23 protein-coding genes (1 of these 23 only partly in view) are annotated in these 25,881 nt (G+C 64.2%); 13 read left to right on the top strand and 10 right to left on the bottom strand.

Translation table 11 applies throughout. From position 1 onward, the window contains the following. A protein-coding gene (locus tag K5H97_RS06520; protein WP_028692102.1) for a formate/nitrite transporter family protein crosses the window boundary here: on the top strand, nt 1-617 show its 3' portion. 259 nt of this gene lie to the left of the window's left edge; the window shows 617 of its 876 coding nt (coding positions 260-876); the start codon falls outside the window, past its left edge; the stop codon is at nt 615-617. Here K5H97_RS06520 and K5H97_RS06515 read toward each other — a convergent pair. Next, nucleotides 614-1,708 (bottom strand): MBL fold metallo-hydrolase, encoded by a 1,095-nt coding sequence (locus K5H97_RS06515; protein ID WP_028692103.1) that lies wholly within the window; start codon nt 1,706-1,708, stop codon nt 614-616. The genes K5H97_RS06520 and K5H97_RS06515 overlap by 4 nt on opposite strands. 125 nt (nt 1,709-1,833) lie before the next feature. Here K5H97_RS06515 and K5H97_RS06510 point away from each other — a divergent pair, with 125 nt between their 5' ends. Beyond that, a complete protein-coding gene (locus K5H97_RS06510; RefSeq protein WP_036986507.1) occupies nt 1,834-2,910 on the top strand; it encodes a diguanylate cyclase in 1,077 nt (358 codons plus the stop codon). A 51-nt stretch (nt 2,911-2,961) separates the two neighbouring features. Continuing rightward, nucleotides 2,962-5,547, top strand: a complete 2,586-nt coding sequence (locus K5H97_RS06505) for a bifunctional diguanylate cyclase/phosphodiesterase (RefSeq protein ID WP_028692105.1) — start codon at nt 2,962-2,964, stop codon at nt 5,545-5,547. 20 nt (nt 5,548-5,567) lie between these two features. Here the strand turns inward: K5H97_RS06505 and K5H97_RS06500 are convergent, their stop codons facing one another. Together K5H97_RS06500 and K5H97_RS06495 are read right to left on the bottom strand one after the other, a co-directional pair. Continuing rightward, a complete protein-coding gene (locus K5H97_RS06500; RefSeq protein WP_028692106.1) occupies nt 5,568-5,888 on the bottom strand; it encodes a DUF2025 family protein in 321 nt (106 codons plus the stop codon). A 124-nt stretch (nt 5,889-6,012) separates the two neighbouring features. Continuing rightward, on the bottom strand, nt 6,013-6,933 hold the full coding sequence (locus tag K5H97_RS06495; protein WP_028692107.1) for a LysR family transcriptional regulator: 921 nt from the start codon (nt 6,931-6,933) through the stop codon (nt 6,013-6,015). Nucleotides 6,934-7,046: 113 nt separating this feature from the next. On the opposite strand from K5H97_RS06495, the gene K5H97_RS06490 reads away from it, so the two are divergent. After that, entirely contained in the window at nt 7,047-7,805 is a 759-nt protein-coding gene (locus tag K5H97_RS06490) for an SDR family NAD(P)-dependent oxidoreductase (RefSeq protein WP_028692108.1), read from the top strand. A gap of 195 nt (nt 7,806-8,000) precedes the next feature. Here K5H97_RS06490 and K5H97_RS06485 read toward each other — a convergent pair whose 3' ends face one another. Further along, nucleotides 8,001-8,780: a LysR family transcriptional regulator gene (locus K5H97_RS06485; RefSeq protein WP_028692109.1), complete on the bottom strand. Its 780-nt coding sequence runs from the start codon at nt 8,778-8,780 to the stop codon at nt 8,001-8,003. A 101-nt stretch (nt 8,781-8,881) separates the two neighbouring features. Here K5H97_RS06485 and K5H97_RS06480 point away from each other — a divergent pair, with 101 nt between their 5' ends. Continuing rightward, nucleotides 8,882-9,610: an SDR family oxidoreductase gene (locus K5H97_RS06480; RefSeq protein ID WP_028692110.1), complete on the top strand. Its 729-nt coding sequence runs from the start codon at nt 8,882-8,884 to the stop codon at nt 9,608-9,610. Between the two features lie 112 nt (nt 9,611-9,722). On the opposite strand, the gene ccoM is transcribed toward K5H97_RS06480, so the two are convergent. From ccoM to K5H97_RS06465, 4 genes are all read right to left on the bottom strand, one after another. Continuing rightward, the gene (gene ccoM, locus K5H97_RS29835; protein ID WP_023629476.1) at nt 9,723-9,839 is read right to left on the bottom strand and encodes a cytochrome c oxidase subunit CcoM; all 117 of its coding nucleotides are present in this window, start codon (nt 9,837-9,839) and stop codon (nt 9,723-9,725) included. A gap of 135 nt (nt 9,840-9,974) precedes the next feature. Further along, entirely contained in the window at nt 9,975-10,136 is a 162-nt protein-coding gene (locus tag K5H97_RS06475) for a hypothetical protein (protein ID WP_096048546.1), read from the bottom strand. Nucleotides 10,137-10,195: 59 nt separating this feature from the next. Next, nucleotides 10,196-10,522, bottom strand: a complete 327-nt coding sequence (locus K5H97_RS06470) for a hypothetical protein (RefSeq protein ID WP_028692111.1) — start codon at nt 10,520-10,522, stop codon at nt 10,196-10,198. 112 nt (nt 10,523-10,634) lie between these two features. Continuing rightward, entirely contained in the window at nt 10,635-11,330 is a 696-nt protein-coding gene (locus K5H97_RS06465) for a M949_RS01915 family surface polysaccharide biosynthesis protein (RefSeq protein ID WP_028692112.1), read from the bottom strand. Between the two features lie 127 nt (nt 11,331-11,457). Here K5H97_RS06465 and rapA point away from each other — a divergent pair, with 127 nt between their 5' ends. Both rapA and K5H97_RS06455 read left to right on the top strand, forming a co-directional pair. Continuing rightward, nucleotides 11,458-14,304, top strand: coding sequence for an RNA polymerase-associated protein RapA (gene rapA / locus K5H97_RS06460; RefSeq protein WP_028692113.1), 2,847 nt, complete (start codon nt 11,458-11,460; stop codon nt 14,302-14,304). Nucleotides 14,305-14,559: 255 nt separating this feature from the next. Continuing rightward, a complete protein-coding gene (locus tag K5H97_RS06455) occupies nt 14,560-16,824 on the top strand; it encodes a putative bifunctional diguanylate cyclase/phosphodiesterase (protein ID WP_028692114.1) in 2,265 nt (754 codons plus the stop codon). On the opposite strand, the gene K5H97_RS06450 is transcribed toward K5H97_RS06455, so the two are convergent. After that, nucleotides 16,724-17,611 carry an NAD(P)-dependent oxidoreductase gene (locus K5H97_RS06450; protein ID WP_028692115.1) on the bottom strand — a complete coding sequence of 296 codons (888 nt, stop codon included), beginning with the start codon at nt 17,609-17,611 and terminating at the stop codon, nt 16,724-16,726. The two genes, K5H97_RS06455 and K5H97_RS06450, sit on opposite strands and share 101 nt — an antisense overlap. Before the next feature lie 193 nt (nt 17,612-17,804). Between K5H97_RS06450 and K5H97_RS06445 the strand changes: the two genes are divergently transcribed. After that, nucleotides 17,805-19,988, top strand: coding sequence for a hypothetical protein (locus tag K5H97_RS06445; RefSeq protein ID WP_028692116.1), 2,184 nt, complete (start codon nt 17,805-17,807; stop codon nt 19,986-19,988). A gap of 211 nt (nt 19,989-20,199) precedes the next feature. On the opposite strand, the gene K5H97_RS06440 is transcribed toward K5H97_RS06445, so the two are convergent. Further along, nucleotides 20,200-20,505: a DUF2288 domain-containing protein gene (locus K5H97_RS06440; RefSeq protein WP_028692117.1), complete on the bottom strand. Its 306-nt coding sequence runs from the start codon at nt 20,503-20,505 to the stop codon at nt 20,200-20,202. Between the two features lie 358 nt (nt 20,506-20,863). Between K5H97_RS06440 and K5H97_RS06435 the strand changes: the two genes are divergently transcribed. From K5H97_RS06435 to K5H97_RS06415, 5 genes are all read left to right on the top strand, one after another. Continuing rightward, a complete protein-coding gene (locus K5H97_RS06435; protein WP_028692118.1) occupies nt 20,864-21,979 on the top strand; it encodes a branched-chain amino acid ABC transporter substrate-binding protein in 1,116 nt (371 codons plus the stop codon). A 236-nt stretch (nt 21,980-22,215) separates the two neighbouring features. Beyond that, nucleotides 22,216-23,139: a high-affinity branched-chain amino acid ABC transporter permease LivH gene (livH, locus tag K5H97_RS06430; protein WP_028692119.1), complete on the top strand. Its 924-nt coding sequence runs from the start codon at nt 22,216-22,218 to the stop codon at nt 23,137-23,139. Further along, the gene (locus K5H97_RS06425; RefSeq protein WP_028692120.1) at nt 23,136-24,392 is read left to right on the top strand and encodes a high-affinity branched-chain amino acid ABC transporter permease LivM; all 1,257 of its coding nucleotides are present in this window, start codon (nt 23,136-23,138) and stop codon (nt 24,390-24,392) included. Before livH ends, K5H97_RS06425 begins: the two co-directional genes overlap by 4 nt. Continuing rightward, a complete protein-coding gene (gene livG, locus K5H97_RS06420; RefSeq protein WP_028692121.1) occupies nt 24,389-25,156 on the top strand; it encodes a high-affinity branched-chain amino acid ABC transporter ATP-binding protein LivG in 768 nt (255 codons plus the stop codon). The genes K5H97_RS06425 and livG overlap by 4 nt, the downstream gene beginning before the upstream one ends. Next, complete coding sequence (locus tag K5H97_RS06415) at nt 25,157-25,858, top strand: ABC transporter ATP-binding protein (RefSeq protein ID WP_028692122.1); 702 nt, start codon at nt 25,157-25,159, stop codon at nt 25,856-25,858. It begins immediately after the preceding gene. Nucleotides 25,859-25,881: the final 23 nt, after the last annotated feature.

The following is a 25,881-nucleotide window of genomic DNA, read 5'->3' as shown; positions in this document are numbered from 1 at the left end:
TGGGCTACAGCGCAGGCTTCCTGGCGGTGATCCTCGCCCGCCAGCAACTGTTCACCGAAAACACCCTGACCGCCGTGCTGCCACTGATGACCACCCCCACCCTCACCAACCTGGGCCGCCTGCTGCGCCTGTGGACCGTCGTCCTGCTCGGCAACCTGGCCGGCACGCTGCTGGTAGCCTGGGTGATGCTCGAACTGCCGATATTCGACAGCAAGACCGATGTCGCCTTCCTGGATGTGGGCCACAAGGTGATGGAGAACGGCATCGGCCAGATGTTCGCCAAGGGCATCGTCTCAGGCTGGATGATCGCCACCATGGTCTGGATGATCCCGTCCATGGAGCACGCCAAGATCTGGATCATCCTGATGATCACCTACCTGATGGCCCTGGGCGACTTCACGCATATAGTAGTGGGCTCGGTCGAGGTCTCTTACCTGGTCTGGGCCGGCGAGCAGAGCTGGAGCGCCTTCTGGCTCGACTTCGCCCTGCCCACCCTGGCCGGCAACATCATTGGCGGCAGTTTCATCTTCGCCTTGATCAGCCATGCCCAAGTGCGCAGCGACAGCGGCAAGCCGCCCTCGAAACTGTTGAAGCACGACAAACAGGCCAGGAACTAGCGCGCGGCAACCGCCCGCTCGGACGCCCTGCCCCGCTGCGGCAATGGCCGCGGCCGCCACCAGTTCTGCCCCGGATGCGGCGAGTCGAGGCTGACCCGTTCGCCCATCTGTGGCGTGCTCAGCTCTACCTGGGCGGCATTGGCCAGTGTCAGGATACGCTCGAAGGGCTCCTGCCAGCTGTGGATCGACAGGTCGAAGGTGCCGTTGTGAATAGGCAGCAGCCAACGGCCCTTCAGGTCCAGGTGCGCCTGCAGGGTCTGCTCCGGCTGCATATGCACACTGGGCCAGGCGACGTTGTAGGCGCCGGTCTCCATCAAGGTCACGTCGAAGGGCCCGTAGCGCTCGCCGATCTCGCGAAAGCCGGCGAAGTAACCAGTATCACCGCTGAAGAACAGCCGCAGCCCTTCGTCGATCATCACCCAGGACGCCCACAGTCTGTGGTTGCTGTCGAACAACCCACGTCCGGAAAAGTGCTGCGCCGGCGTGGCGGCGAAGCGCACGCCTTCGACTTCGGTTTCCTGCCACCAGTCCAGTTGCCGCACCTTGGCCGGCGGCACGCCCCACTCGATGAGCAGGTCGCCTACTCCCAGCGGTGCGAGAAAGTGCTCGGTGCGCGGCGCCAACCGGCGGATGGCCTGCTCGTCGAGGTGGTCGAAATGATCATGGGACAGGATCACCGCAGTCAGCGGCGGCAGATCGTCGAGCGCCAACGGCGGCGCATGGAAGCGCAGCGGCCCGGCCCACTGCACCGGTGAGGCGCGCTCGGCGAACACCGGGTCGGTAATGAAGAAGCGCCCGCGCAGCTTGAGCAGTACCGTGGAGTGGCCAAGACGCCACAAGCTATGGTCCGGCGCGTCGGCCACCTGCTGGCGGGTCATCGTCTGCAGGCTCAGCGCAGCATCTGGCCGGGTTTGCGGCGGCTTGCGCAGCAGCAGGTACTTGACGCCGATGCGCAGCTTCTTGAGCACGCCATCCCTGGGCAGCTCGACCTGGTTGTGAAAGCGTCCGTCCCGGTGCGGTGCCGGCTCGCCGGCGGGGGTAGCCATGGGGACCATGAGCAGCAGCACTCCACAAAAGAAGAAGGCATTCATAGTACTCCACAGGGTCGGATCAACCGTGAAATGGCTTGTAAGGTCATTTTTCGCCGATGAACGATTGTTCAACAATATTCACACGACTTATGCGATAAACGGCGCCCCACAGAAGAACGACAACCATGATCGATAACCGCAGCGGCAAGGGGCTCTCTTTCGTCAGGCGCATCTACCTGCCGCGCATCATCGGCCTGGGGATCGGCCTGTTCAGCGTAATGGCCGCCATCGCCCCGCTGAACCCGCCGCAGTGGGCCTGGGCCCTGCTGCTGTTCAATGGCCTGCTCTGGCCTCATGTGGCCTACCAATGGGCCCTGCGCTCGGCCACGCCTTACCAGGCCGAACAGCGCAACATCCTGCTGGACTCCTTTATGGGCGGGTTCTGGACCGCGGCGATGCATTTCAACCCGCTGCCCACGGTGACCATCCTGTCGATGATGACCATGAACAACGTCGCCGCCGGCGGCAAACGGGTGCTGCTGCGCGGTCTGCTGGCTCAACTGGGCGGCATGCTGCTGGCCAGCGCCCTGCTCGGTACCGGCCTGCAGCCCCAGGCCACGCAACTGCAGGTGCTTGCCTGCCTGCCGATGCTCACCCTCTACCCCTTGGCCCTGGGTTGGGTGTGCTACCAGTTGGCGATCAAGCTGGCCGAGCACAAGCGCCGCCTAAGCGCCCTGAGCCGCACCGACAGCCTTACCGGCCTGCTCAACCATGGCTCGTGGAAGGACCTGCTGCTGCTCAAGTTCCAGATCTGCCAGCAACAGCAGCTGCCGGCGGTAGTCGCCCTGATCGACATCGACCACTTCAAGACCATCAACGACACCTACGGCCATGTGGTCGGCGACTGCGTGCTGCGCCAGCTCAGCCAGGAACTGCGGCGCAACCTGCGCGAGGACGACCTGGCCGGGCGCTACGGCGGTGACGAGTTCTGCGTGATCCTCCCCGGCGCCCACGAAGCCCAGGCGTGCCAGGCCATGGAGCGCCTGCGCGAGCGCGTCGGCGCCTACCGCAACCCGCAACTGCCGGGCCTGCGCATCAGCCTGAGCATCGGCCTGGCGGACTTTCGCACCACCCTCGCCTCGCCCGAACATTGGCTGGAACAGGCCGACAAGGCCCTGTACGCCGCCAAGCACCAAGGGCGCGACCAGGTCAATTTCGCCCGCGGCGAGGCCGCCCTGCTCAAGCTGGCCTATCCTGACTGAACCTTCGCCCAGGCCCCGGGCGCAGACAGCAGTTGAAGGAGTCGCCCGTACATGGACAGGAACGTCGACCTTTCATCCTCCAGCCCCACTTCGCGCCTGCAGGTGCGCAGGCTGGTAGGCGCCTTCTGCGCTCTGTTCGGCCTCGCCTGCGTGTTCACCCTGGTGGCGCTGTTCAACATCGCCGCCACGCTGGACCGCCAGGCGCTGGAGCAGAGCACCTTCCAGGCTACCCAGGCACTGGAGCAGCGGCTGGTGGCGTCGCGCCAGTTCCTCTCCAGCTACGCCGTCTGGGACGCTGCCTACGAACATCTGGTAGGCAAGGTCGACTGGCAGTGGGCGTATGACGAGAAGAACGTCGGTGAGTCGCTGTACAGCGCCAGCGGCTACGAAGGCGTGTTCGTGATCGAGGATGACCGCACCACCTATGCCCTGTTCAAGGGCAAGCCCACCGACTCACCGGCCAGCGCCCATATCGACAGTCCCCTGGCGCCGATCACCGACGCGGCGCGCAAGGCGGCCCCGGCCCGCGAGCAGGTGGCCCACTTCGTGCGCTTCAACGGCTGGCCCGCGGTGCTCAGCGCGGCGGCGGTGCGCCCGGACAAAGAGGTGACCGAGGCGGATGTGCGCCAGGCGCCGGTGATGGTGTTTATCGACCAACTGACCGAGGCCAAGCTCGCCGTGCTGGGCAAGGGTGCGGGCCTGACCGGCATGCGCCTGGAGAAAAATGGCGCCGCCCAGACCGGACAACCGCACATCGCCCTGGAGGAAACCGGCTATTACCTGGCCTGGAACACGCCGCTACCGGGTCGCCAGTTGCTCCACGCTTTCCTGCCGCCGCTGCTGGCGGTGCTGCTGGTGCTCGGCCTGGTGCTCCTGTACCTGTTCCGCCATGCCCTGCGCAGCTCCCGCGCCATCGACGACAGCCTGCTGCGCCTGCAGCAAAGCAACCGCGCCCTGGAGGCCAGCGAGCAGCGCTTTCGCGCAGTGGCCGAGGCCGCGTCGGACTGGATCTGGGAAACCGACCGCCAGCACCGCCTGACCTACCTGTCGCAGCGCTTCGTCAGCGTCACCGGCTACCGGCTCGAGGACTGGATAGGCCAGCCGCTAAACCAGCTGCTGGCCTGCGACACCACGCCCCTGCTGCCGTGGCTCGACAGCCAGGCCGACGACAACCCGCAGCAACTGGCCAACCTGCGCTGCAACTACGATGACGCCAGCGGGCAGAACCGCTACTGCCGCGTTTCGGCGCGCTCGATCGTCTACGAGGGCAAGCTCGCCGGCTTTCGCGGCACCGCCAGCGATATCACTGACGAAGTCGCCGCCCATGCCCGCATCCAGCACCTGTCGATGCACGATGCCCTGACTGGCCTTGCCAACCGCAACAAGCTGTCACGCCACCTTGAGCATGCGCTGTTGCGCGGCAGCGATTCACCGCCGCTGACCTTGCTGCTGCTCGACCTGGACAGTTTCAAGCCGATCAACGATTCCCTCGGCCACCCGGCCGGCGACGCGGTGTTGCAGGAGGTGGCCGGTCGCCTGCGCGACACCACCCGCGAAAATGACCTGGTGGCTCGCCTGGGCGGCGACGAGTTCGTCCTGGTGCTGCATGGCCTGGACAATCGCAGCGAGATCGATCGTTTCTGCGCCCGCCTGCTCGAGTTGCTGCAGCAACCTATAATCTACGAGGGACAACAGTTGCATATCGGCGCCAGCATTGGCATCGCCCAGACCCGAATCCAGGGCTACGATGCCGGTGAGTTGATCCGCTACGCCGACATTGCGCTGTACCAGGCCAAAGCCGACGGCAAGAATACCTGGCGTTACTTCTCGCCAGAGATGAACCAGCAGATCCAGTACCGCCGACAACTGGAAAACGACCTGCGCCGGGCGATCAAGCAGCACGAGTTCGTCCTGCACTATCAGCCACGCTATCGCCTGTACGACCTGCGCATCGTCTCGGTAGAGGCCCTGCTGCGCTGGCAGCACCCCGAGGAGGGCCTGCTCGGGCCGGACACCTTCATTCCCCTGGCCGAGCAGAGCGACCTGATCGTGCCCCTTGGTCGCTGGGTGCTGGCCGAGGCCTGCCGCAATGCCCGCGACTGGCCCGACGAACTGCTGGTCTCGGTCAACCTGTCGCCGGCGCAGTTCTCCCGCAGCGATGTGGTCGCCGATGTGCGCCAGGTACTGCTGGACACCGGCTTCCCGGCCCAGCGCCTGGAACTGGAGATCACCGAGAACGTGATGCTCAACGACATCGAGGGCGCCCTGGGCACCATGCTCGCGCTCAAGGAGCTGGGCGTGCGCCTGAACATGGACGACTTCGGCACCGGTTACTCGTCGCTGGGTTACCTGCGCACCTACCCCTTCGACAGCATCAAGATCGACAAGCGCTTCATCGCCGGGCTCAGCAGCCAGAGCGGCAACGACCGGGCAGTGGTGCAGGCCATCATCAACCTGGGCAAGGCCATGGGGCTGACGGTCACCGCTGAGGGGGTGGAGACCGAGCAGCAGTTGCAGGCGCTGGACAGGGAGCAGTGCCATGAGGTCCAGGGCTACTACCTGAGCAAGCCGGTGGACCGGGCGGGTTTCGAGGCGCTGCTGGCGGGCCGCGAGGTGCGCCAGCAGGATGTGTCCTGACTCCCTCTTGATGCATGCCTTCAGCGCAGGCTGCGTTCAGCCACGATCTCCGGCAGGTCGGTGCGCTTGAGGTAGATGCGCAGCGGCTCGCCGATGTTCAGCCGATCGTCCACATGCTGCTCCAGCAGCAAGGCCAGGCGCTCCCGGCACAATGCCATGCGCGTGTCGGCCTCGGGGCGCCAGACGAACTCGTTGCAGGGGGTGATGCTGTCGTCGGCGACGTCCATGCCGAACGAATCTTCGGAAAACCGCACGATATGCATGCCGCGCTTGCCGTGGAAACCGACAAAGCCCTTGAGCTGGTCGGCGGCGTCGCAGATGTCCTGGGAAGTGATGGCCATGGCGTAACCTCGCAAAATTCGGAAGTGACGCACGCAGGGAACGGTCACCTCTGGCGGGCGACGCGCAGGTATCAGCCTAACGCAACTGCGGGAACCTTCGCCACGCATTCTCACCCTTCCCGTTTCAGCCGGTTGGCGCCGCCACCGGGTCGACCTGCGACGCCAGCAGCGCCGCCAGCCAGTTCATGAACGCCTGGACTCGGCGCGGCACATGGCGCTGCCGGGCATACAGCAGCGACACCGGCATGGCCCGCGCCTGCCAGGGCTCGAGCAGCGATATCAGTTCTCCATTGCGCAGGTGTTCATCGACGCCCACCGCCGGTACCTGGATCAGCCCGAGCCCTGCCAGGCAGGCGGCGGAATAGGCTTCGGCATTGTTCACCGTGACCACGCCGGCCATGGCCTGAAAGCGCAGCTCGCCCTCCTGCACGTATTCGAACCCGGCGCTGCGGGCACCGAGGTTGCGCACGTAGTGGACCAACCGATGGCCGGCCAGATCCTGCAGGTTCCGTGGCACGCCGTGACGCTCGAGGTAGGCGGGGCTGGCACAGTTGCGCATGCTCAGTCGCCCCACCGGGCGGGCGACCACGTCCAGTTCGCTGAGCGCGCCGATGCGCATCACGCAGTCGAAGCCTTCGCGCAGCAGGTCGACCTGGCGGTCGGTGCAACTAAGCTCCACTTCCAGGCGCGGGAAACGCTCGAGAAACCCTGGCAGCGCCGGCACAATCAGCCGCCGCGCCATCATGGTCGGCAGGTCGATGCGCAGGCGCCCGGTCAGCTCGGCATCGTCGGCGCTGAACAGGCTTTCGATCTCGTCCATGCCCGACAGCAGGTCCTTGCTGCGCTCGTAGAGCAAGGCGCCGTCCTGGGTGGTCTGCACCCGCCGCGTGGTGCGGTTGAACAGGCGCGTGCCGAGCAACCGTTCCAGCGCCCGCACCTGCTCGGAGACGGTCGAACGCGGCAGGCCCAGGCTTTCGCCGGCCAGGGTGAAACTGCTCAGTTCGCTGACCCTGACAAAAGTGCGCAACAGCTCCAGCTTGTTCATGACGGGCTCCGATTGTCCATTCAATACGAACAGTATTTCCGGAATCCGTGGATTTAACAGCCATCAACCGATCAATAACCTGTCATTCCCCCCCCCCCAACGAGGTAACCGACATGACTCGCAAGATCGCACTGATCACCGGCGCCAGCCGCGGCCTGGGCAAGAACACCGCCGAACACCTGGCCGCTCGCGGAATCGACATCATCGGCACCTACCACAGCAAGGCCGACGAGGCCCACGCCGTGGCCGCCTCGCTCGAACAGGCCGGCGTGCGCGCCGCCATGCTGCAACTGGATGTCAGCGACAGCGCCAGCTTTGCCGCCTTCGCCGAGCGCCTGGGCGACACCCTCGAACAGCAGTTTGGCCGCCGCCAGCTGGACTTCCTGGTGAACAACGCCGGCATCGGCCTGAACGTGCCGTTCAGCGAGACCAGCGAAGTGCAATTCGACCAGTTGCTGAACATCCAGCTCAAGGGGCCGTTCTTCCTCACCCAGCGCCTGCTGCCGCTGCTGGCCGACGGCGGGCGCATCGTCAACATCTCCACAGGCCTGACCCGCTTCGCCCTGCCCGGCTACGCCGCCTATGCGGCCATGAAGGGCGCCATGGAAGTGCTGACTCGCTACCAGGCCAAGGAGCTGGGGGCGCGCGGTATTCGCGTGAACATTCTCGCGCCGGGCGCCATCGAGACCGACTTCGGCGGTGGCGTGGTGCGCGACAACCAGCAGGTCAATGACTACATCGCCGGCAACACGGCGTTGGGACGCGTCGGCCTGCCCGACGATATCGGTGCGGCCATCGCCCTGTTGCTGGAGGACGGCAATGGCTGGATCACGGGGCAGCGGCTGGAGGTGTCAGGGGGGATGTTTCTCTAGGCATGTGGCAGATTGACTGGCTTGTTACGCGGTTCCCTGTAGGCCTTGTGTCGCGAAGCGGCCCCAGGATCTTGGGTATGTTTCAAGATTGTCGGGGCTGCTTCGCAGCCCTTTCGCGACACAAGGCCGCTCCCACAGGGATCGCGCCAGATTCTAAAAATTGAGCAAGACAGTTGCTCCCACAATCCTGGTCGTTCAAGCGCGGCTCAGGGCCTGATGCAGCGCTGCCACGGCGGGTAGTGCCAAGGCCTCATGGGACATGCACAATCCGACCCGACGGCGCAGCGTCAGGCCGCTGCCCGGCTGCCAGTAGACGCCCGGGCAACGCTCGACCAGCGACTGCGGCAACCAGGCCGCGCCCTGCCCGGCGGCGACCATGGCCAGGACCCGTTGCAACGAACCGGCCTGGCCGACCTGCTCCCCCCCGTCATACAAGCCCATCAAGCGTTGGTGCGACGGGTGCTGCGGGCAGGTGATCCAGCGTCCGTCCGGCTGGCTGCCGGTGGCCATCACCCGCACGAACGCTTCCTCCCACAGCGGCAGGAACAGTTCGTCCTCACAGCGCTGAGACTCGTCCGCCAGGCGTGCATCACCGTCGCAGCCCTCCAGCAGGGTCAACTGCAAGCCCGCCACCGCCTGGCTGGCCAGACGCACGCAGGCCTCGACCTGGGCCGGTGCGATGTCGGCCTCGATGCCCAGCGCCAACGGCACCCGCTCCTGCCCCTGACGAAAACGCAGGCGCAGGGCCTCGGCCTCGGCCACCATGCGGCAGGCCTGGGGATAGAGCTCGCGGGCCTGCTCGCTGACTTCGACCCCACGGGCTTGGCGCAGGAACAATTCGGCGCCCAGCTCCTCTTCCAGCTGGCGAATGGTCACCGACAAAGTCGGCTGGGCCACGCACAAACGCTGGGCGGCTACCGTGATGTTGCGCGCTTCGAAGACGGCGATAAATGCCTTGAGGTGACGAATATCCATAGATAGAACCGATGCCAGCCAGAGAAATAAGCCGTTTTTCATGGCCGCAGACGCAATCTAGAATCCTGGCCATCGAAAGCGATTATGCCTGGGAGGCAACCATGAACAAACCCTTGATCATTGTCACTGGCGCCAGCTCCGGTATCGGCGCCGCCACCGCCCAGCGATTCTCCGCTGCGGGTCATCCACTGCTGCTGATCGCCCGACGCCTGGAACGCCTCGAGGCGCTGGCGCTTCCCGATTGCCTGTGCCGCGCCGTGGATATCCGCGACCGGGCGGCGCTGGTGGCTGCCGTGGCCGAGGCCGAAGCGCTGTACGGCCCGGCCGATGCCCTGGTGAACAACGCCGGGGTGATGCTGCTGGGGCAGGTGCACGAGCAGGATCCGGAGCAGTGGGAGCGCATGTTCGACATCAACGTCAAGGGATTGCTCAACGGCGTGCAGGCGCTGGTCGGCGGGATGATCGAGCGGCGCCACGGCACGCTGATCAACGTCAGTTCCGTGGCCGGGCGCAAGACCTTCCCCAACCATGTGGCCTATGTGGGCAGCAAGTTTGCCGTGCACGGGCTGTCGGAGAACCTGCGCGAAGAGTTGGCGCCGCATAATGTGCGGGTGGTGACCATCGCCCCGGGCGCGGTGGAGACCGAGCTGCTCGGGCACACCACCGACGAGGGCATCAAGCGCGACTACGAAGCGTGGAAGGCCAATGATATGGGCGGCGTGGTACTGAGCGCCGAGGATGTCGCCGGGGCGATCGTCTGGGCCTACCAGCAGCCGCAGCAGGTTTGCATTCGCGAGATCGTGCTGGCGGCGACCGCTCAACAACCCTGAGATGAATGCGCCCCGTACGTCGGCAAGCCCCGCCCCGCGATGAAAATCCAGGCAAAAAAATGGGCGACCGAAGTCGCCCTAAATGCCTTGCGTGCTCATGGATCGGGAAGGATCAGCGCTGATTACGCTTTTTCGAGTCCTTCCAGATGAAAATGCCCAGACCGGCGAAGAACGCCAACATCAACCCGACCGTTACCACACCGGCGATAACCACGTTGTCGAAGAACATGTCGGCCCCTCCCTTGATGTGCCGTCATCCGATGGGTGCAAGGTAACCAATGACGGGAGGGGGAAAATTGACCGGAGTCAATGGCGCCCGGAGCCGGGCGCGCGAGGCGGGTGCAGGGTTGACCTGCATCAAGTTTCAGCGCTTCTTGGGTTTGCCCTTGGGCTTTTTCTTCTTGGCCTGGGCCAGCGGCATGGCCTGTTCGAAGGCCTGGCGCATGTCGTTCAGGCGCTTGTCGTTGAGGTCGTGGATGCGTTTGGCGCGTTCGGCGCCGAAATCGATCAGGTTGTCTTGGCTCATGGCGGGCTCGACGGACAGCAGAGGCCTTTATGATGAAGGCAAGCGGCAGTGCTGACTAGTCAGACTTCGATATCCACCAGCAACCCCTGGCGCGTGCGCTCGCCCATCGGCGCCACCGGCACGGTGTTGTCGGCGTTGAGCTCTTCGCCCGGCACGGCCTCGTACCGATCGCCTTCAGCCTGCTTGCGCCTTTTTTGCTGACGGCGTTGCTCGTCGCGCAGCAGCAGGGCCTGCTCTTGGGGATCACGATGATTCTTCAGGTCAATGGTGCCATCGCTGGAGGTCGGCTGCGTGGGTACCACCGGCGCAATGGTCGGCGGTGGCTTGACCGGGTCGTGTTGAGAGGTCACGGGGGCGGCACTGAGCGGGATGATCGGCGGCAGCATGGTGGGTCTCCTGTAGCCTGGTTGTCGGCTGGTGGTACGCCGCCTTGAATACCTGCGGTCAAAGGTGTGCGGCGTGTCACAGCGCCGCACTGCGCTGGATTATAGCGCGGGATTACTCCGCCTCGTCGTCCGGGTCATCGTCTGGCGCGGCGCTCGACTCGCTCCAAGGCCGCTTGTAGACCTGCTGCCAGACCGCGTCCATGTGCTCGCGCACGACCTGCGGGGCGCTCTTGAGCGAGGCGCTATCCTCGCGCTCGCCGCCGAACGCGTCTTCACCGGGCGGGCTGATCAGCGACTGGCCGGTGATTGTGTAGATCGCTTGGCCCTCACGCATCTCGATGGCGATGTCGTGGGGGTCGATGCCGCCGCCGCAGAAGGCGTGGCTGGCCACGGTGACTTCGGCGACGCCGTCCTTGTTCAGGTCACCGACATCGCTGACGTCGGTATAAAAGTCGACGTCCAGGTCCAGTCCGGCGCAGGTGGTCTCCTGCTCGATCTGCCAGCGCGCCTTGAAAGCATCACCGCCGGCGGCGCGGCCATACAAGGTGGCCTTGAGCACCACCTTGTCGACTTCCTCCTCGGTGTCGGGGTCGGTGGCCTGGCCATCGACACGGCTCAGCACCAGCAGGCCTTCACCCTCGCGGTCGTGGAAGTGCACACTCTTGATCGGTGTCTGCACACCGAGCACCTCGAGTTGCTCGACCGGAATCGGCGGCAGGACTTCGAAGCTCTTCTGTTCGCAGGCGGCCAGCAGCGCGAGGCTGCCCAGGCCCAGAGTGACGTTCAACCAGCGGTGCTTGGCAACCATGTTGGCGCGTGGCCCTCGTGACAGGACGGTATTCGTCGATGAAAGCGCTAGACTCTTCACATTCATTGGTCTGGCGAAGCCGATCCGTTAACATAGCCGGCTTTTTCATCGCGGGAGTTTTGGCAGTATGGCGCAGCAGTATCAACCGGGGCAACGCTGGATCAGCGACAGCGAAGCCGAGCTCGGTCTTGGGACCATCCTGGCGCAGGATGGCCGTCTGTTGACCGTGCTCTACCCGGCCACGGGCGACACCCGCCAGTACTCGCTACGCAATGCGCCGCTGACCCGCGTGCGCTTCTCGCCCGGCGACCTGATCACCCACTTCGAAGGCTGGAAGCTGACCGTGCAGGAAGTCGAGGACATCGACGGCCTGATGGTCTACCACGGCATCGATGGCCAGAACCAGCCGCGCACCCTGCCCGAGACGCAGCTGTCAAACTTCATCCAGTTCCGCCTTGCCAGCGACCGCCTGTTCGCCGGGCAGATCGACCCGCTGTCGTGGTTCTCGCTGCGCTACAACACCCTGCAGCACACCAGCAAGCAGATGCTCTCCCCCTTGTGGGGCCTGGGCGGTGTGCGCGCCCAACCCATCGCCCACCAGTTGCACATCGCCCGTGAAGTGGCCGACCGCATCGCTCCCCGGGTATTGCTGGCCGACGAAGTGGGCCTGGGCAAGACCATCGAGGCTGGCCTGGTAATCCACCGCCAGCTGCTGTCCGGGCGGGCCAATCGCGTGCTGATCCTGGTACCCGAGAACCTCCAGCACCAGTGGCTGGTGGAAATGCGCCGACGCTTCAACCTGCAAGTGGCACTGTTCGACGCCGAGCGCTTCATCGAAAGCGACGCCAGCAACCCGTTCGAGGATGCCCAGTTGGCGCTGGTCGCCCTGGAATGGCTGGTCGAGGACGAGAAGGCCCAGGACGCGCTGTTTGCCGCCGGCTGGGACCTGATGGTGGTCGACGAAGCACACCACCTGGTCTGGCACGAGGAACAGGCCAGCGCCGAGTATGCGCTGGTCGAGCAACTGGCCCAGGTCATCCCGGGCGTGCTGCTGCTCACCGCCACCCCGGAACAGCTCGGCCAGGACAGCCACTTCGCCCGCCTGCGCCTGCTCGACCCCAACCGTTTCCACGACCTTGCCGCCTTCCGTGCCGAGAGCGAAAACTATCGCCCGGTCGCTGAAGCGGTGCAGGAACTGCTCGACGAAGGCCGTCTGTCGGCCAAGGCCCACGCTACTATCCAAGGCTTCCTCGGTGCCGAAGGCGAAGCCCTGCTGGCCGCGGTCAGCGATGGCGACAGCCAGGCCAGCGCCCGTCTGATCCGCGAGCTGCTCGACCGCCACGGTACCGGCCGCGTGCTGTTTCGCAACACCCGCGCGGCAATCCAGGGCTTCCCCGAGCGCCAGCTGCACCCCTACCCGCTGGCCAACCCCGACGCCTATGCCGAGCTGCCCTCGGGCGAGCGCGCCGAGTTGTACCCGGAAGTGGCCTTCCAGGCCCAGGGCGAGACCGGCGACGACGAGCGCTGGTGGCGTTTCGATCCACGGGTCGACTGGCTGATCGACACCCTGAAGATGCTCAAGCGCACCAAGGTCCTGGTGATCTGCGCCCACGCCGAGACCGCCATGGACCTGGAAGACGCCCTGCGCGTGCGTTCCGGCATCCCGGCCACGGTGTTCCATGAAGGCATGAGCATCCTCGAGCGCGACCGTGCCGCCGCCTATTTCGCCGATGAGGAATTCGGCGCCCAGGTGCTGATCTGCTCCGAGATCGGCAGTGAGGGCCGCAACTTCCAGTTCGCCCACCACCTGGTGATGTTCGACCTGCCGGCGCACCCCGACCTGCTCGAGCAGCGCATCGGCCGTCTCGACCGGATCGGCCAGAAACACACGATCCAGCTGCACATCCCGTACCTGCAGGACAGCCCGCAGGAGCGCCTGTTCCAGTGGTACCACGAAGGCCTCAACGCCTTTCTCAACACCTGCCCGACCGGCAACGCCCTGCAGCATCAGTTCGGCCCGCGCCTGCTGCCACTGCTGGCCGACAGTGACGAGAAGAGCTGGAGCAAGCTGGTGGCCGAGGCCCGCGCCGAGCGCGAGCGCCTGGAAGCCGAGCTGCATACCGGCCGCGACCGCCTGCTGGAGCTCAACTCCGGCGGTGCCGGCGAAGGCCAGGCGCTGGTCGAGGCCATTCTCGAACAGGACGACCAGTTCGCCCTGCCGATCTACATGGAAACCCTGTTCGACGCCTTCGGCATCGACAGCGAGGACCATTCGGAAAACGCCCTGATCCTCAAGCCGAGCGAGAAGATGCTCGATGCCAGCTTCCCGCTGGGCGACGACGAAGGCGTGACCATCACCTACGACCGTGGCCAGGCGCTGTCGCGCGAGGACATGCAGTTCCTCACCTGGGAACACCCGATGGTCCAAGGTGGCATGGACCTGGTGCTGTCCGGTTCGATGGGCAACACCGCGGTTGCGCTGATCAAGAACAAGGCGCTCAAGCCCGGCACCGTGCTGCTCGAACTGCTCTACGTCAGTGAAGTGGTCGCCCCCCGCAGCCTGCAGCTGGGCCGTTACCTGCCGCCGGCGGCGCTGCGCTGCCTGCTGGATACCAACGGCAACGACCTGGGCCCGCGGGTGGCGTTCGAAACCCTCAACGACCAGCTCGAAAGCGTGCCCAAGGCCAGCGCCAACAAGTTCGTCCAGGCCCAGCGCGACGTGCTGGCCAAGCGCATCGCCGCCGGCGAGGCCAAGGTCCTGCCGACCCACAACGAACGCGTGGCCCAGGCCCGGCAGCGGCTCACCGCCGAGGCCGACGAGGAACTGGCGCGCCTGACCGCGCTGAAGGCCGTGAATCCGAGCGTGCGTGACAGCGAGATCGATGCCCTGCGCAAGCAGCGTGAAGAAGGGCTGGCGGCGCTGGACAAAGCGGCGCTGCGCCTTGAGGCGATCCGGGTGCTTGTCGCCGGTTGATCTCAATAGAGGTCATCGCGGGGCAAGCCCGCTCCCCCGAGCCCGTCAGGGATTCGAGGGAGCGGGCTTGCCCCGCGATCGATTCGGCCAGTCGATATTCATTTAGACCATCCAGCTATTGCCTTCATATCCAAATGGTAGAAATCAAAGTGCCATTAATCAGGAAGGCTTAAGCACCCGTTTCTATACTCCTGCAGGAACAGTCTCCATCCGTGCTATTTGGGGACGAGTGAAGACTCGACGAAGAGGCCTGCAATGGAGTGGCTGGGACTGCAATTGTTCGCCGAGCTGCCGGCGACCGGACAGATCATCCTCGACTGCCGACACAACCCCTTCCTGGTGCTGCTCGCCTTCGTCGTGGCCAGCGCCGCCTGTTTCGCCACCCTGGACATGAGCGAACGCCAGAGCCAATGCGAGGACCGCTTCGCCCGTCGGCAATGGCGAGTGCTTGGCGCCTGCTGCCTGGCCGGCGGGATCTGGGCCATGCACTTCATCAGCATGCTGGCGTTCCAGGCACCACTGGAGATCCACTTCGACGCACCGCTGACAGGCTTGTCGCTGCTGGTGGCCCTGCTCGCCGCCTGGCTGGCGATGAACAGCCTCAATCGCAGCGAAATGCGCCTGCGCCACTATCTGCAGACCGCGCTGTTCATCGGCCTGGGCATCAGCATCATGCACTACACCGGCATGGCCGCCCTGCAGACCAGCGCCCAGCAGTACTACCAGACCGGCCTGCTGCTCGCCTCCATCGGCATCGCCGTGCTCGTCAGCCTGGTGGCGCTGCTGATGGCCCGCTACTTCCGCAAGGGCAGCGGCACCTTGCACCTGTTGCTCAAGTACGGCGCCAGCCTGCTGATGGCCGGCGGCATCGTGCTGACTCATTTCACCGGCATGGCGGCCATGACCCTGGTGATTCCCGGCGAAACCGCCCTGCGCCTGCCCTCGGCCGACAACAGTCTGCAGTTGGCACTGACCATCGCTGTCATCACCCTGCTGATCAGCGCTGGCAGCATCAGCGCGGCGCTGGCCGACAAGAAGCTGCAGAGCAAGGAGCACGACCTGCGCCGGGTCAATGTGTTGCTCAGCCAGCTCGACCAGGCCCGGGCTTCGCTGCAGCAGGCAGCCCACTACGATGCCCTGACCAACCTGGTCAACCGCCGCGGCTTCAACCAGGTGTTCGCCGAGCGCCTGGCCGAACAGGCCGCCCATGAGGGCATGCTGGCGGTGATGTTCCTCGACATCGACCATTTCAAGCGCATCAACGACAGCCTCGGGCATGCCGCCGGCGACGAACTGCTCAAGGTGATCGCCGGCCATATCAAGGCCGCCACCCGCGGTCAGGACCTGGTGGCGCGCTTCGGTGGCGATGAGTTCTGCATCGTCACCAGCCTCAACAGCCGCGACGAGGCCCGCCACCTGGCCCAGCGCATCATGCAGCGGATGAAGGAGCCGATCGACCTGGCGGGCCGGCGCATGGTCATGACCACCAGCATCGGCATCAGCATCTTCCCCGATGACGGCCAGAGCACCGAGGAACTGCTGAAGAACGCCGACCTGGCGCTGTACCAGTCCAAAGGCTGCGGGCGCAACAGCCTGAACTTCTTCAACAACGGCCTGAAGACCCGTGCCACCTTGGAGCTGCAACTGGAGGAGGAACTGCGCGTGGCGCTGTTCGAGGAGCGCGGCCTATGCGTGCACTACCAGCCGATCTACGACCTGCGCAGCGGCCAGGTGGCCAAGCTCGAGGCCCTGGTACGCTGGCAGCACCCGCAGCACGGCCTGCTCAGCCCCGAGCGTTTCATCTGCATCGCCGAGGCCAACGGCCTGATCGCCGAACTGGACCTGTGGGTGCTGCGCCGGGCCTGCGAGGACCTGGCCCAGCTCAATCGCCACGGCTATGGCGAACTGAAGGTCACGGTGAACTGCTCGGCGCTCACCCTCGGCCGCGAGGAGCTGGCCACCGAGGTGGAGATGGCGCTGTTCCAGGCCGGCCTGGCGCCGCGCCAGCTGGAACTGGAGGTCACCGAAAACGCGCTGATGGGCGACATTCATCACACCATCAGCCTGCTCAAGCGCATCCGCGCCCAGGGCGTGGCGCTGTCGATCGACGACTTCGGCACCGGCTATTCGTCATTGGCCTACCTAAAACGGCTGCCGCTGGACGTGCTGAAGATCGACCGCTCGTTCATCCAGGACGTGCCGGGCAGCCAGAAGGACCGGGAAATCGTCCAGGCAATCATCATCATGGCCCACACCCTGCACCTGAAGGTGGTCACCGAAGGCGTCGAGACCGTCGAGCAGCATGAGTTCCTCGCCAGCCATGGCTGCGACTACCTGCAGGGCTACCTGCTCAGCCGGCCGGTGCCGCTGGCCGAGCTACGGCCGATCCTCGAACGCCTCGACCGCCAATCGGGCGAGCTCAGTCCTTGTTGCGATACAGCGTTACCAGAGTCGCCGGATCTTTTTGCAGATAACCCTGGCTACCGTGCAGGCGCATCAGCTGCGCGGCGAGGCCACTGAGCGGCGTCGCCGAGCCCTGCTCGCGGGAAAACTTCACCGCGGTATCGAGGTCCTTGAGCAAGGTGCGCACGTGCCACTTGACCGGCTCGAAGCGGCTCTCGGCCATCTGCGGGGCAAGGATCTGCAATGGCCTGGAGTCGGCGAATCCACCGGCCAGCGCCTCGGCGATCAGCCGCGCATCGACCCCTGACTGCTCGGCCAGGGCCACCACCTCGGCGATCACCAGCGCATTGCAGGCCACGATCATCTGGTTGCACGCCTTCGTCACCTGGCCGGCGCCCACCGCGCCCATATGCGTGACCCGCTGGCCCAGGGTCAGCAGCACCGGCCGCGCCCGCTCGAGATCATCGGCCTCGCCGCCGACCATGATCGCCAGGGTACCCGCCTCGGCCCCCGGCGTGCCGCCGGACACCGGTGCATCGAGCCAGGCCATGCCGCACAGGGCGGCCAGCTCGGCGGCCATTTCACGGGTGGCGGTTGGCTCCAGGCTGGAGAAGTCCACCAGCAGCTGACCACTGCGCCCGCCATGGACGATGCCCTGCTCGCCGAACACCACCTCGCGCACCACCGCCGTGTCGGCCAGGCACAGCAGCACCATGTCCGTCGCCTGGCACAGCTCGGCGGGGCTGGCGGCCAGTTGCGCACCGGCGGCGACCAGCTCGGCGCACTTGCCCGGACTGCGGTTCCACACGGTCAACGGATACCCGGCGGCCAGCAACCGACGGCACATCGGCAGGCCCATCAGGCCAATCCCGGCAAAACCCAACGAAGGCAATGCAGTACTCATGAGCGACTCCAGATTAAAGAAGCGTGACAAACGGACGATGCAATGCGGGTGCGAACGGAAAAACCTTAGTCCGACTAAGGAAACCCCCTATCGCATAAGAAAAAGACGCACTGATAAAGTCGCGAAATTTCTCCGTGATGGCTAGATGACATGCATCACCGGGAAGCCAACCACTCCAGGCAAATGGCGCACTATGACCTCTACGAACACTTCTGCCAATGCGGTCCCCGAGCCGACCCTCAGCCCCACTTCGCTGACTGCCGGCAGTGCTCGAGACCTTCCCGCCGCCCGCAGCATGCCGGCGCAGCAGTACCTGTACTTCACCGAGCAGGACATCCAGCGCATCCTCGACAACCTCGACGGCCTGCGCGACCTGGTGTTTCCGCCGAACCTGCACGTGGAGGACGAGGACCAGCTGCGCCTGGAGCAGCAGTTCCCGTCGGTGTGCCTGATTGGCCTGGGCCGCTGCGGCTCGAACATCGCCCTGGACGTGGCGGAACTGGTATACAACGCCCGCACCTTCTTCCTCAATGAGTACAACAACGAGGACCGCTTCAAGGGTGAAGCAGGCTACAGCCCGGCGCGCTGGATCCGCCAGAACCTGCGCCTGGTGCAGAACAAGGCCGCCAAGCCGGTGTTCCTGGTCGAGCCGCTGGTGATGCTGGGCGACCTGGACAAGGACATCGCCGGGCGCATCCGCTTCTCGCGCAAGGGCGAGCGTGGCGGCTTCCTGCGTGACTACAGCAAGATGAAGATCATGGACCTGTCCGAGGTGCATGCCGGGGGTGCCGGTAACGCGCCGATCCTTGGCCAGTACCTGGCCAAGATCATCCTCAACAAGGACACCCAGCGCTTCTCCAGTGCCGACTGGAAACTGATCCACTCGTACCTGATCGACTCCTGCGGCATCAAGGCCAACCAGTCGCGCCTGTACTTCTACATCTTCAGCGCCGGCGGCGGCACAGGTTCAGGGATGGCCTCGGAATTCGGCCTGGCCCAGCAGTACTCGTACATGAACAAGACCTTCGACACCAAGCCGGCCGACGAGAACGACGGCAAGAGCGGGCACTCGTTCGTCTTCGAGCCGATCTTCACCAGCGGCATCTGCGTGCTGCCCAACGCCTCCGACCACCGCAGCGAAATGTCCGAGGCGCTGCACATCAACGCCGGACGCCTGCTATGCAAATACCTGTCGGAGGAATGGGACTTCTCGTACAACTTCGACAATGAAGACAGCAGCGAAGCCAGCGTCATGGGCCGTATCCGCCCATGGAACGCGATGATGCTGATCTCCAACGACATCATGCGCTACGCCGAGGAGAGCGATGACGGCACGATCCAGAACATCGACGTCAACGCCATGGAGAAGCACGCCAACCAGTACATCTCCCAGCAGATTTTCAACATCCTCACCGCCCAGGCGGTGACCACCGACTACGACCAGAACTACTTCCGTCGCGCCGGCATCGACATCGGCGAGACCATTCGCCTGGACGCCAACGACCTGTTCATGAGCCTGGCCGGCCCCGTGGCCATCGCCTACGCCGAATCGGTGGTGCCGGAAGTGCCACCGGCAGGGTCGGACAAGTTCAAGGTGTTCGAGCGCGAGCAGCCGCGCCTGGATATCGACGACCTGTTCTTCCGCTCCATCGACCTGCCGCATTTCAACAAGCAGACTCAGGCCATCGAGGGCATCAGCCTGCTGCCGATCGAGTCGCGCCGCTACCGCGCCGCGCTGGAGCAGTACCAGGCCTCGGGCTACGACGCCGCGGCCCTGCACGACCTGCACTTCTTCAAGAACTGCTCGTCGGTGGTGTCGATCGTCTCCCTGCCCAAGGACTACAAGCTGTCGTACATGGACCTGAACCGGCTCAAGACCCACCTCAACAGCCTGTTCCCCAACACCACGCTCAAGCGCTACGCGTTGGTGATCGGCGCCTCGGCCAACCTGTCACTGACCACCCTGATCGCCAAGAGCCCTTGCCTGTCGGACGACTTCCTGACCCTGATCGTGGCGTTCATCAAGCGCTGCTTCGCGCGCAACCCGTACCGCTTCGACGACACCATGGACAACGCGATCCTGGAGTTCATCACCAGCGAGCACTTCGATGAAGACAGCATCGACGACCTGCTCAACGAGTTCGAGAACCCGGCGAAGATCCTCGACACCAACTGGTACGCGATCAAGCCGATGTACGAGAAGAAATACCGCGAGCTGATCAACGACAAGAGCCGCTTCGTCTCGATCAACGATATCCGCCTGTCGCGCGAGTGCGTGAAGAAGGCAGTGAAGTACCTGCGCGAGATCTTCCGCCATCGCATCGGCAAGACCCGGGTGATTTCGCTGAACAGCCATACCGGGCGCGTGGACTACTGAAAACCATCGCGGGGCAAGCCCGCTCCCACGAGGAGGCTTCGTGGGAGCGGGCTTGCCCCGCGATCATTTCGGCGGCGTATTACGCATGCCGTAAACTGTTACCGCCCCGCCAAATCACCCCGCCACTGTTACCAACTTCCACCTTACGTGAGCGTCAACGCGCACCATCACGAGGCGTATGCGCGTTTTTGCGCACTAAAAAAGCACGTGCTTATTCCGTTTTCTTCGCCTGGATCACGATGAACGGCGAAACCACCACCGCCCAGATCTCTGGATCGCGGGTTTGCAGGTCGAGCGCCTGCTCAGCAGACACCGCTCCGACAATGCCATCATTACGCCACTTGGCGAAGATCTCGCTGCGATTCTCGGCCATCGCCTCGGCAACGGTGATCAGGTCGAGGCTGGGGTCGACCCAAATCAGGTCACCCTTGGCCCAGAAACGCTCCAGGGCTTTCCACTCGATGACGGCGGTCTCGCCGAGCAATTTGGCATAGAGGGTGCTTACTTGATCTGTCATGGGTCTACCTGCGCAAAGATCGTCCAACAAAAAGGCCGGCATTTTTGCAGAAAAACCTGGTTTCAAATACGTAATTTGGTCGATCAGGCCCGAACTTGTGGGGGCGGGCCGCGGATACCGGCAAAGTGATGGCGCTTTTCTGTATCTTTATGTCGACCAGGCGACACCCCTCGAAACAGACGCTTTTCGCCCGCTTTTCAAGCGCTCGGACGGCGCTCTACACTGTACCGGTACAGTTCCGGGACATGTTCCGGGGGAAGGTGGGCTCACGGCATGGCGTAGCCAGGCCGTAGATCCCGCCCGGTCTGTAGCCCTGGCCTCAGGACTATAAGAATTACAACAGAATGAGTGGAGCACTATGATCAAGATTTCCAAGCTGTTTGCCGCGATGGTTCTGGCCGGAGTCGCCAGCCATTCGTTTGCCGCCGACACCATCAAGATCGGCATCGCCGGTCCCAAGACCGGGCCGGTGACCCAGTACGGCGACATGCAGTTCGTCGGCGCCAAACAGGCCATCAAGGACATCAACGCCAAGGGCGGCGTCGATGGCAAGATGCTCGAAGCCAAGGAATACGACGACGCGTGCGACCCTAAACAGGCCGTGGCCGTCGCCAACAAAGTGGTCAACGATGGCGTCAAGTACGTGATCGGCCACCTCTGCTCCAGCTCCACCCAGCCTGCGTCCGACATCTACGAAGACGAAGGCGTGATCATGATCACCCCCGCCGCCACCTCCCCGGACATCACCAGCCGTGGCTACAAGATGGTCTTCCGCACCATCGGCCTGGACAGCGCCCAGGGCCCGGCCGCCGGCAACTACATCGCCGACCACGTCAAGCCGAAGGTCGTTGCGGTCCTGCACGACAAGCAGCAGTACGGCGAAGGCATCGCCACCGCGGTCAAGACCACCCTCGAGAAGAAAGGCACCAAGGTCGCCGTCTTCGAAGGCCTGAACGCCGGTGACAAGGACTTCTCCTCGATCATCCAGAAGCTCAAGCAGAACAACGTCGACTTCGTCTACTACGGCGGCTACCACCCGGAGCTGGGCCTGATCCTGCGCCAGGCGCAAGAGAAGGGCCTGAAGGCCAAGTTCATGGGTCCGGAAGGCGTGGGTAACGACTCCATCTCGCAGATCGCCCAGAATGCCTCCGAAGGCCTGCTGGTCACCCTGCCGAAATCGTTCGACGCCGACCCTGCGAACAAGGCCATCGTCGACGCCATCAAGGCCGACGGCAAGGACCCGAGCGGTCCGTTCGTGTTCCCGGCCTATTCGGCTGTCCAGCTGATCGCCGAAGGCATCAAGGCCGCCAAGTCCGAAGACACCGACAAGGTGGCTACCGCCATCCACGCCGGTACCTTCAAGACCCCGACCGGCGACCTGTCCTACGATGAGAAAGGCGACCTGAAGGACTTCAAGTTCGTGGTCTACGAATGGCACTTCGGCAAGCCGAAGACCGAAGTCTCCCCTCAGTAACTGCGTGACTAATAGCTGACCGAGAAGCCCACTGTGCGAGCAGTGGGCTTTGTTTTACGAGGTTCTATGGACCTGATTCCCGTGATCCGGGAGCCGGTTCACCTGAAAATCTTAAAACCGTCACCCGCGGTTTCCTGGTTGTGCCCGCACAAGATCACGTGGCGTAGACCACGAGAACATGGGCCGGGGTCATCCCCCGCCAGAGAAATGCAAATCAGGTTTTTAGGAGCGCTGTAATGCCTGAGATCTACCATTTCCTACAACAACTGGTTAACGGATTGACCATCGGCAGTACCTACGCGCTGATCGCCATCGGTTACACGATGGTGTACGGCATCATCGGCATGATCAACTTCGCCCACGGCGAGGTGTACATGATCGGTTCCTACGTGGCCTTCATCGCCCTCGCCGGGCTGGCCATGATGGGCATCCACTCATTGCCGATCCTGATGACCGTGGCCTTCGTCGCCACGATCTTCGTCACCAGTGCCTACGGCTACAGCATCGAACGGGTCGCCTACCGACCGCTGCGCAACAGCAACCGGCTGATCCCGCTGATCTCCGCCATCGGCATGTCGATCTTCCTGCAGAACACCGTCCTGCTGTCGCAGGACTCCAAGGACAAGTCCATCCCCAACCTGATCCCCGGCAGCTTCTCGTTCGGCCCGGGCGGCGCGGAGGAGGTGCTGGTCTCGTACATGCAGATCCTGGTGTTCGTGGTGACCCTCGTCGCCATGACCTGCCTGACCCTGTTCATCTCCCGTTCTCGCCTGGGTCGCGCCTGCCGCGCCTGCGCCGAGGACATCAAGATGGCCAACCTGCTGGGCATCAACACCAACAACATCATCGCCCTGACCTTCGTCATCGGCGCCGCGCTGGCGGCGGTGGCGGCCGTGCTGCTGAGCATGCAGTACGGGGTGATCAACCCCAACGCCGGTTTCCTGGTGGGCCTGAAGGCCTTCACCGCGGCGGTACTGGGCGGCATCGGCAGCATCCCGGGCGCCATGCTCGGCGGGCTGGTGCTGGGCGTGGCCGAAGCGTTCGGCGCCGACATCTTCGGCGACCAGTACAAGGACGTGGTGGCATTCGGTCTTTTGGTTCTTGTCCTGCTGTTCCGGCCGACCGGCATCCTGGGCCGCCCGGAGGTTGAAAAAGTATGAACAGAAATCTCAAACAGGCGTTCTTCAGCGCCTTGCTGGTCTGGGCCGTGGCCTTCCCGGTGCTGGGCTTGAAACTCAGCATCGACGGCATCAGCCTGATCGTGCACAGCCAGGGCTCGTTCACCATCAGCATCATCGCCGCGTGCTCGGTGCTGATGTTCCTGCGCGTGTTGTTCGACAAGCAGTGGAGCGCGGTGATGGGCCGCCGCTCGGAGCGCAAGCTGGTACCACCTTCGGTGACCAACTTCCTCACCCTGCCGAAGACCCAGCGCTGGGTCATCATGGGGCTGATCGTGGCGGCGCTGATCTGGCCGTTCTTCGGCTCGCGCGGCGCGGTCGACATCGCCACCTTGATCCTGATCTACGTGTTGCTGGGCCTGGGCCTGAACATCGTGGTGGGGCTTGCGGGCCTGCTCGACCTGGGTTACGTCGGCTTCTATGCCGTCGGCGCCTACAGCTACGCGATGCTCTCGCACTACCTGGGCTGGAGCTTCTGGGTGTGCCTGCCGATCGCCGGCCTGATGGCCGCCACCTTCGGTTTCCTGCTCGGCTTCCCGGTGCTGCGCCTGCGCGGCGACTACCTGGCGATCGTGACCCTGGGCTTCGGCGAGATCATCCGCCTGTTCCTGCGTAACCTCACCGACTGGACCGGCGGCCCCAACGGCATCAGCAACATCCCCAAGCCGGAGTTCTTCGGCCTGACCTTCGAACGCCGCGCCGCCGAGGGCATGCAGACCTTCCACGAGTTCTTCGGGCTGGAATACAACTCGATCAACAAGGTGATCTTCCTCTACCTGGTGGCCCTGCTGCTGGCACTGCTGGCGCTGTTCGTCATCAACCGCCTGCTGCGCATGCCGATCGGCCGGGCCTGGGAAGCGCTACGTGAAGACGAGATCGCCTGCCGTGCGCTGGGCCTGAACCCCACCGTGATCAAGCTCTCGGCGTTCACCCTGGGTGCCTGCTTCGCCGGTTTCGCCGGCAGCTTCTTTGCTGCCCGCCAGGGGCTGGTGACACCGGAGTCGTTCACCTTCATCGAGTCGGCGATCATCCTCGCCATCGTCGTGCTGGGTGGCATGGGTTCGCAGCTGGGCGTGATTCTCGCGGCCATCGTGATGATCCTTCTGCCGGAGATGATGCGTGAGTTCAGCGAATACCGGATGCTGATGTTCGGTGCGCTGATGGTGTTGATGATGATCTGGCGTCCGCAGGGCCTGCTGCCCATGCAACGTCCGCACATGGAGCTGCCTCGATGAGCCGCGAAATTCTGCAAGTCAGCGGCCTGAGCATGCGCTTCGGCGGCTTGTTGGCGGTCAACGGCGTGGGCCTGACCGTCAAGGAAAAACAAGTGGTGGCGTTGATCGGCCCGAACGGCGCCGGCAAGACCACCGTGTTCAACTGCCTCACCGGCTTCTACAAGCCCAGCGGCGGCACCATCCTGCTCGACGGCCAGCCGATCCAGGGCCTGGCCGGCCATCAGATCGCCCGCAAGGGCGTGGTGCGGACCTTCCAGAACGTGCGCCTGTTCAAGGAAATGACCGCGCTGGAAAACCTGCTGATCGCCCAGCACCGCCATCTGAACACCAACTTCTTCGCCGGCCTGTTCAAGACCCCGGGCTTCCGTCGCAGCGAGAAGGAGGCCATGGAGCGCGCGCAGTACTGGCTGGAGAAGGTCAACCTGACCGAGTTCGCCAACCGTACCGCCGGCACCCTCGCCTACGGCCAGCAGCGGCGCCTGGAAATCGCCCGCTGCATGATGACCCAACCGCGGATCATCATGCTCGACGAACCGGCCGCCGGCCTGAACCCCAAGGAGACCGAGGACCTCAAGGCCCTCATCGCCTACCTGCGCGAATCCCACAACGTGACCGTGCTGCTGATCGAGCACGACATGAAACTGGTGATGAGCATTTCCGACCACATCGTGGTGATCAACCAGGGCACGCCCCTGGCCGATGGCACGCCGGAAGAGATTCGCGGCAACCCTGATGTGATCAAGGCCTACCTGGGGGAGGCGTAAATGCTGAAGTTCGAGAACGTTTCCACCTTCTACGGCAAGATCCAGGCGCTGCACAGCGTCAACGTGGAGATCAACCAGGGCGAGATCGTCACGCTGATCGGTGCCAACGGTGCCGGCAAGTCGACCCTGCTGATGACCCTCTGCGGCTCGCCCCAGGCGAGCAGCGGCAGCATCAAGTACCTGGGCGAGGAGCTGGTCGGCCAGCCGTCCTCGCACATCATGCGCAAGAGCATCGCGGTGGTGCCGGAAGGCCGCCGCGTGTTCTCGCGCCTGACTGTCGAGGAAAACCTGGCCATGGGCGGTTTCTTCACCGACAAGGGCGACTACCAGGAACAGCTGGACAAAGTCCTGCAGCTGTTCCCGCGTCTGAAGGAACGCTACATCCAGCGCGGCGGCACCATGTCCGGCGGCGAGCAGCAGATGCTGGCCATCGGCCGGGCGCTGATGAGCAAGCCCAAGCTGCTGCTGCTCGACGAGCCATCGCTGGGCCTGGCGCCGATCATCATCCAGCAGATCTTCGACATCATCGAACAGCTGCGCCGCGATGGCGTGACGGTGTTCCTGGTGGAGCAGAACGCCAACCAGGCGCTGAAGATCGCCGACCGGGCGTATGTGCTGGAAAACGGCAAGGTGGTGATGCAGGGTACCGGTGAAGCGTTGCTGACCGACCCGAAGGTACGCGACGCGTACCTCGGGGGTTGAATGATCAAAGGGCCTTCGGGCCC

It is taken from the genome of Pseudomonas mosselii (genome assembly GCF_019823065.1).
In the GTDB taxonomy this organism is placed as follows: domain Bacteria; phylum Pseudomonadota; class Gammaproteobacteria; order Pseudomonadales; family Pseudomonadaceae; genus Aquipseudomonas; species Aquipseudomonas mosselii.
The sequence above is the reverse complement of the archived record's forward strand: the minus strand, read 5'-3'. Positions and strand labels throughout refer to the sequence as shown.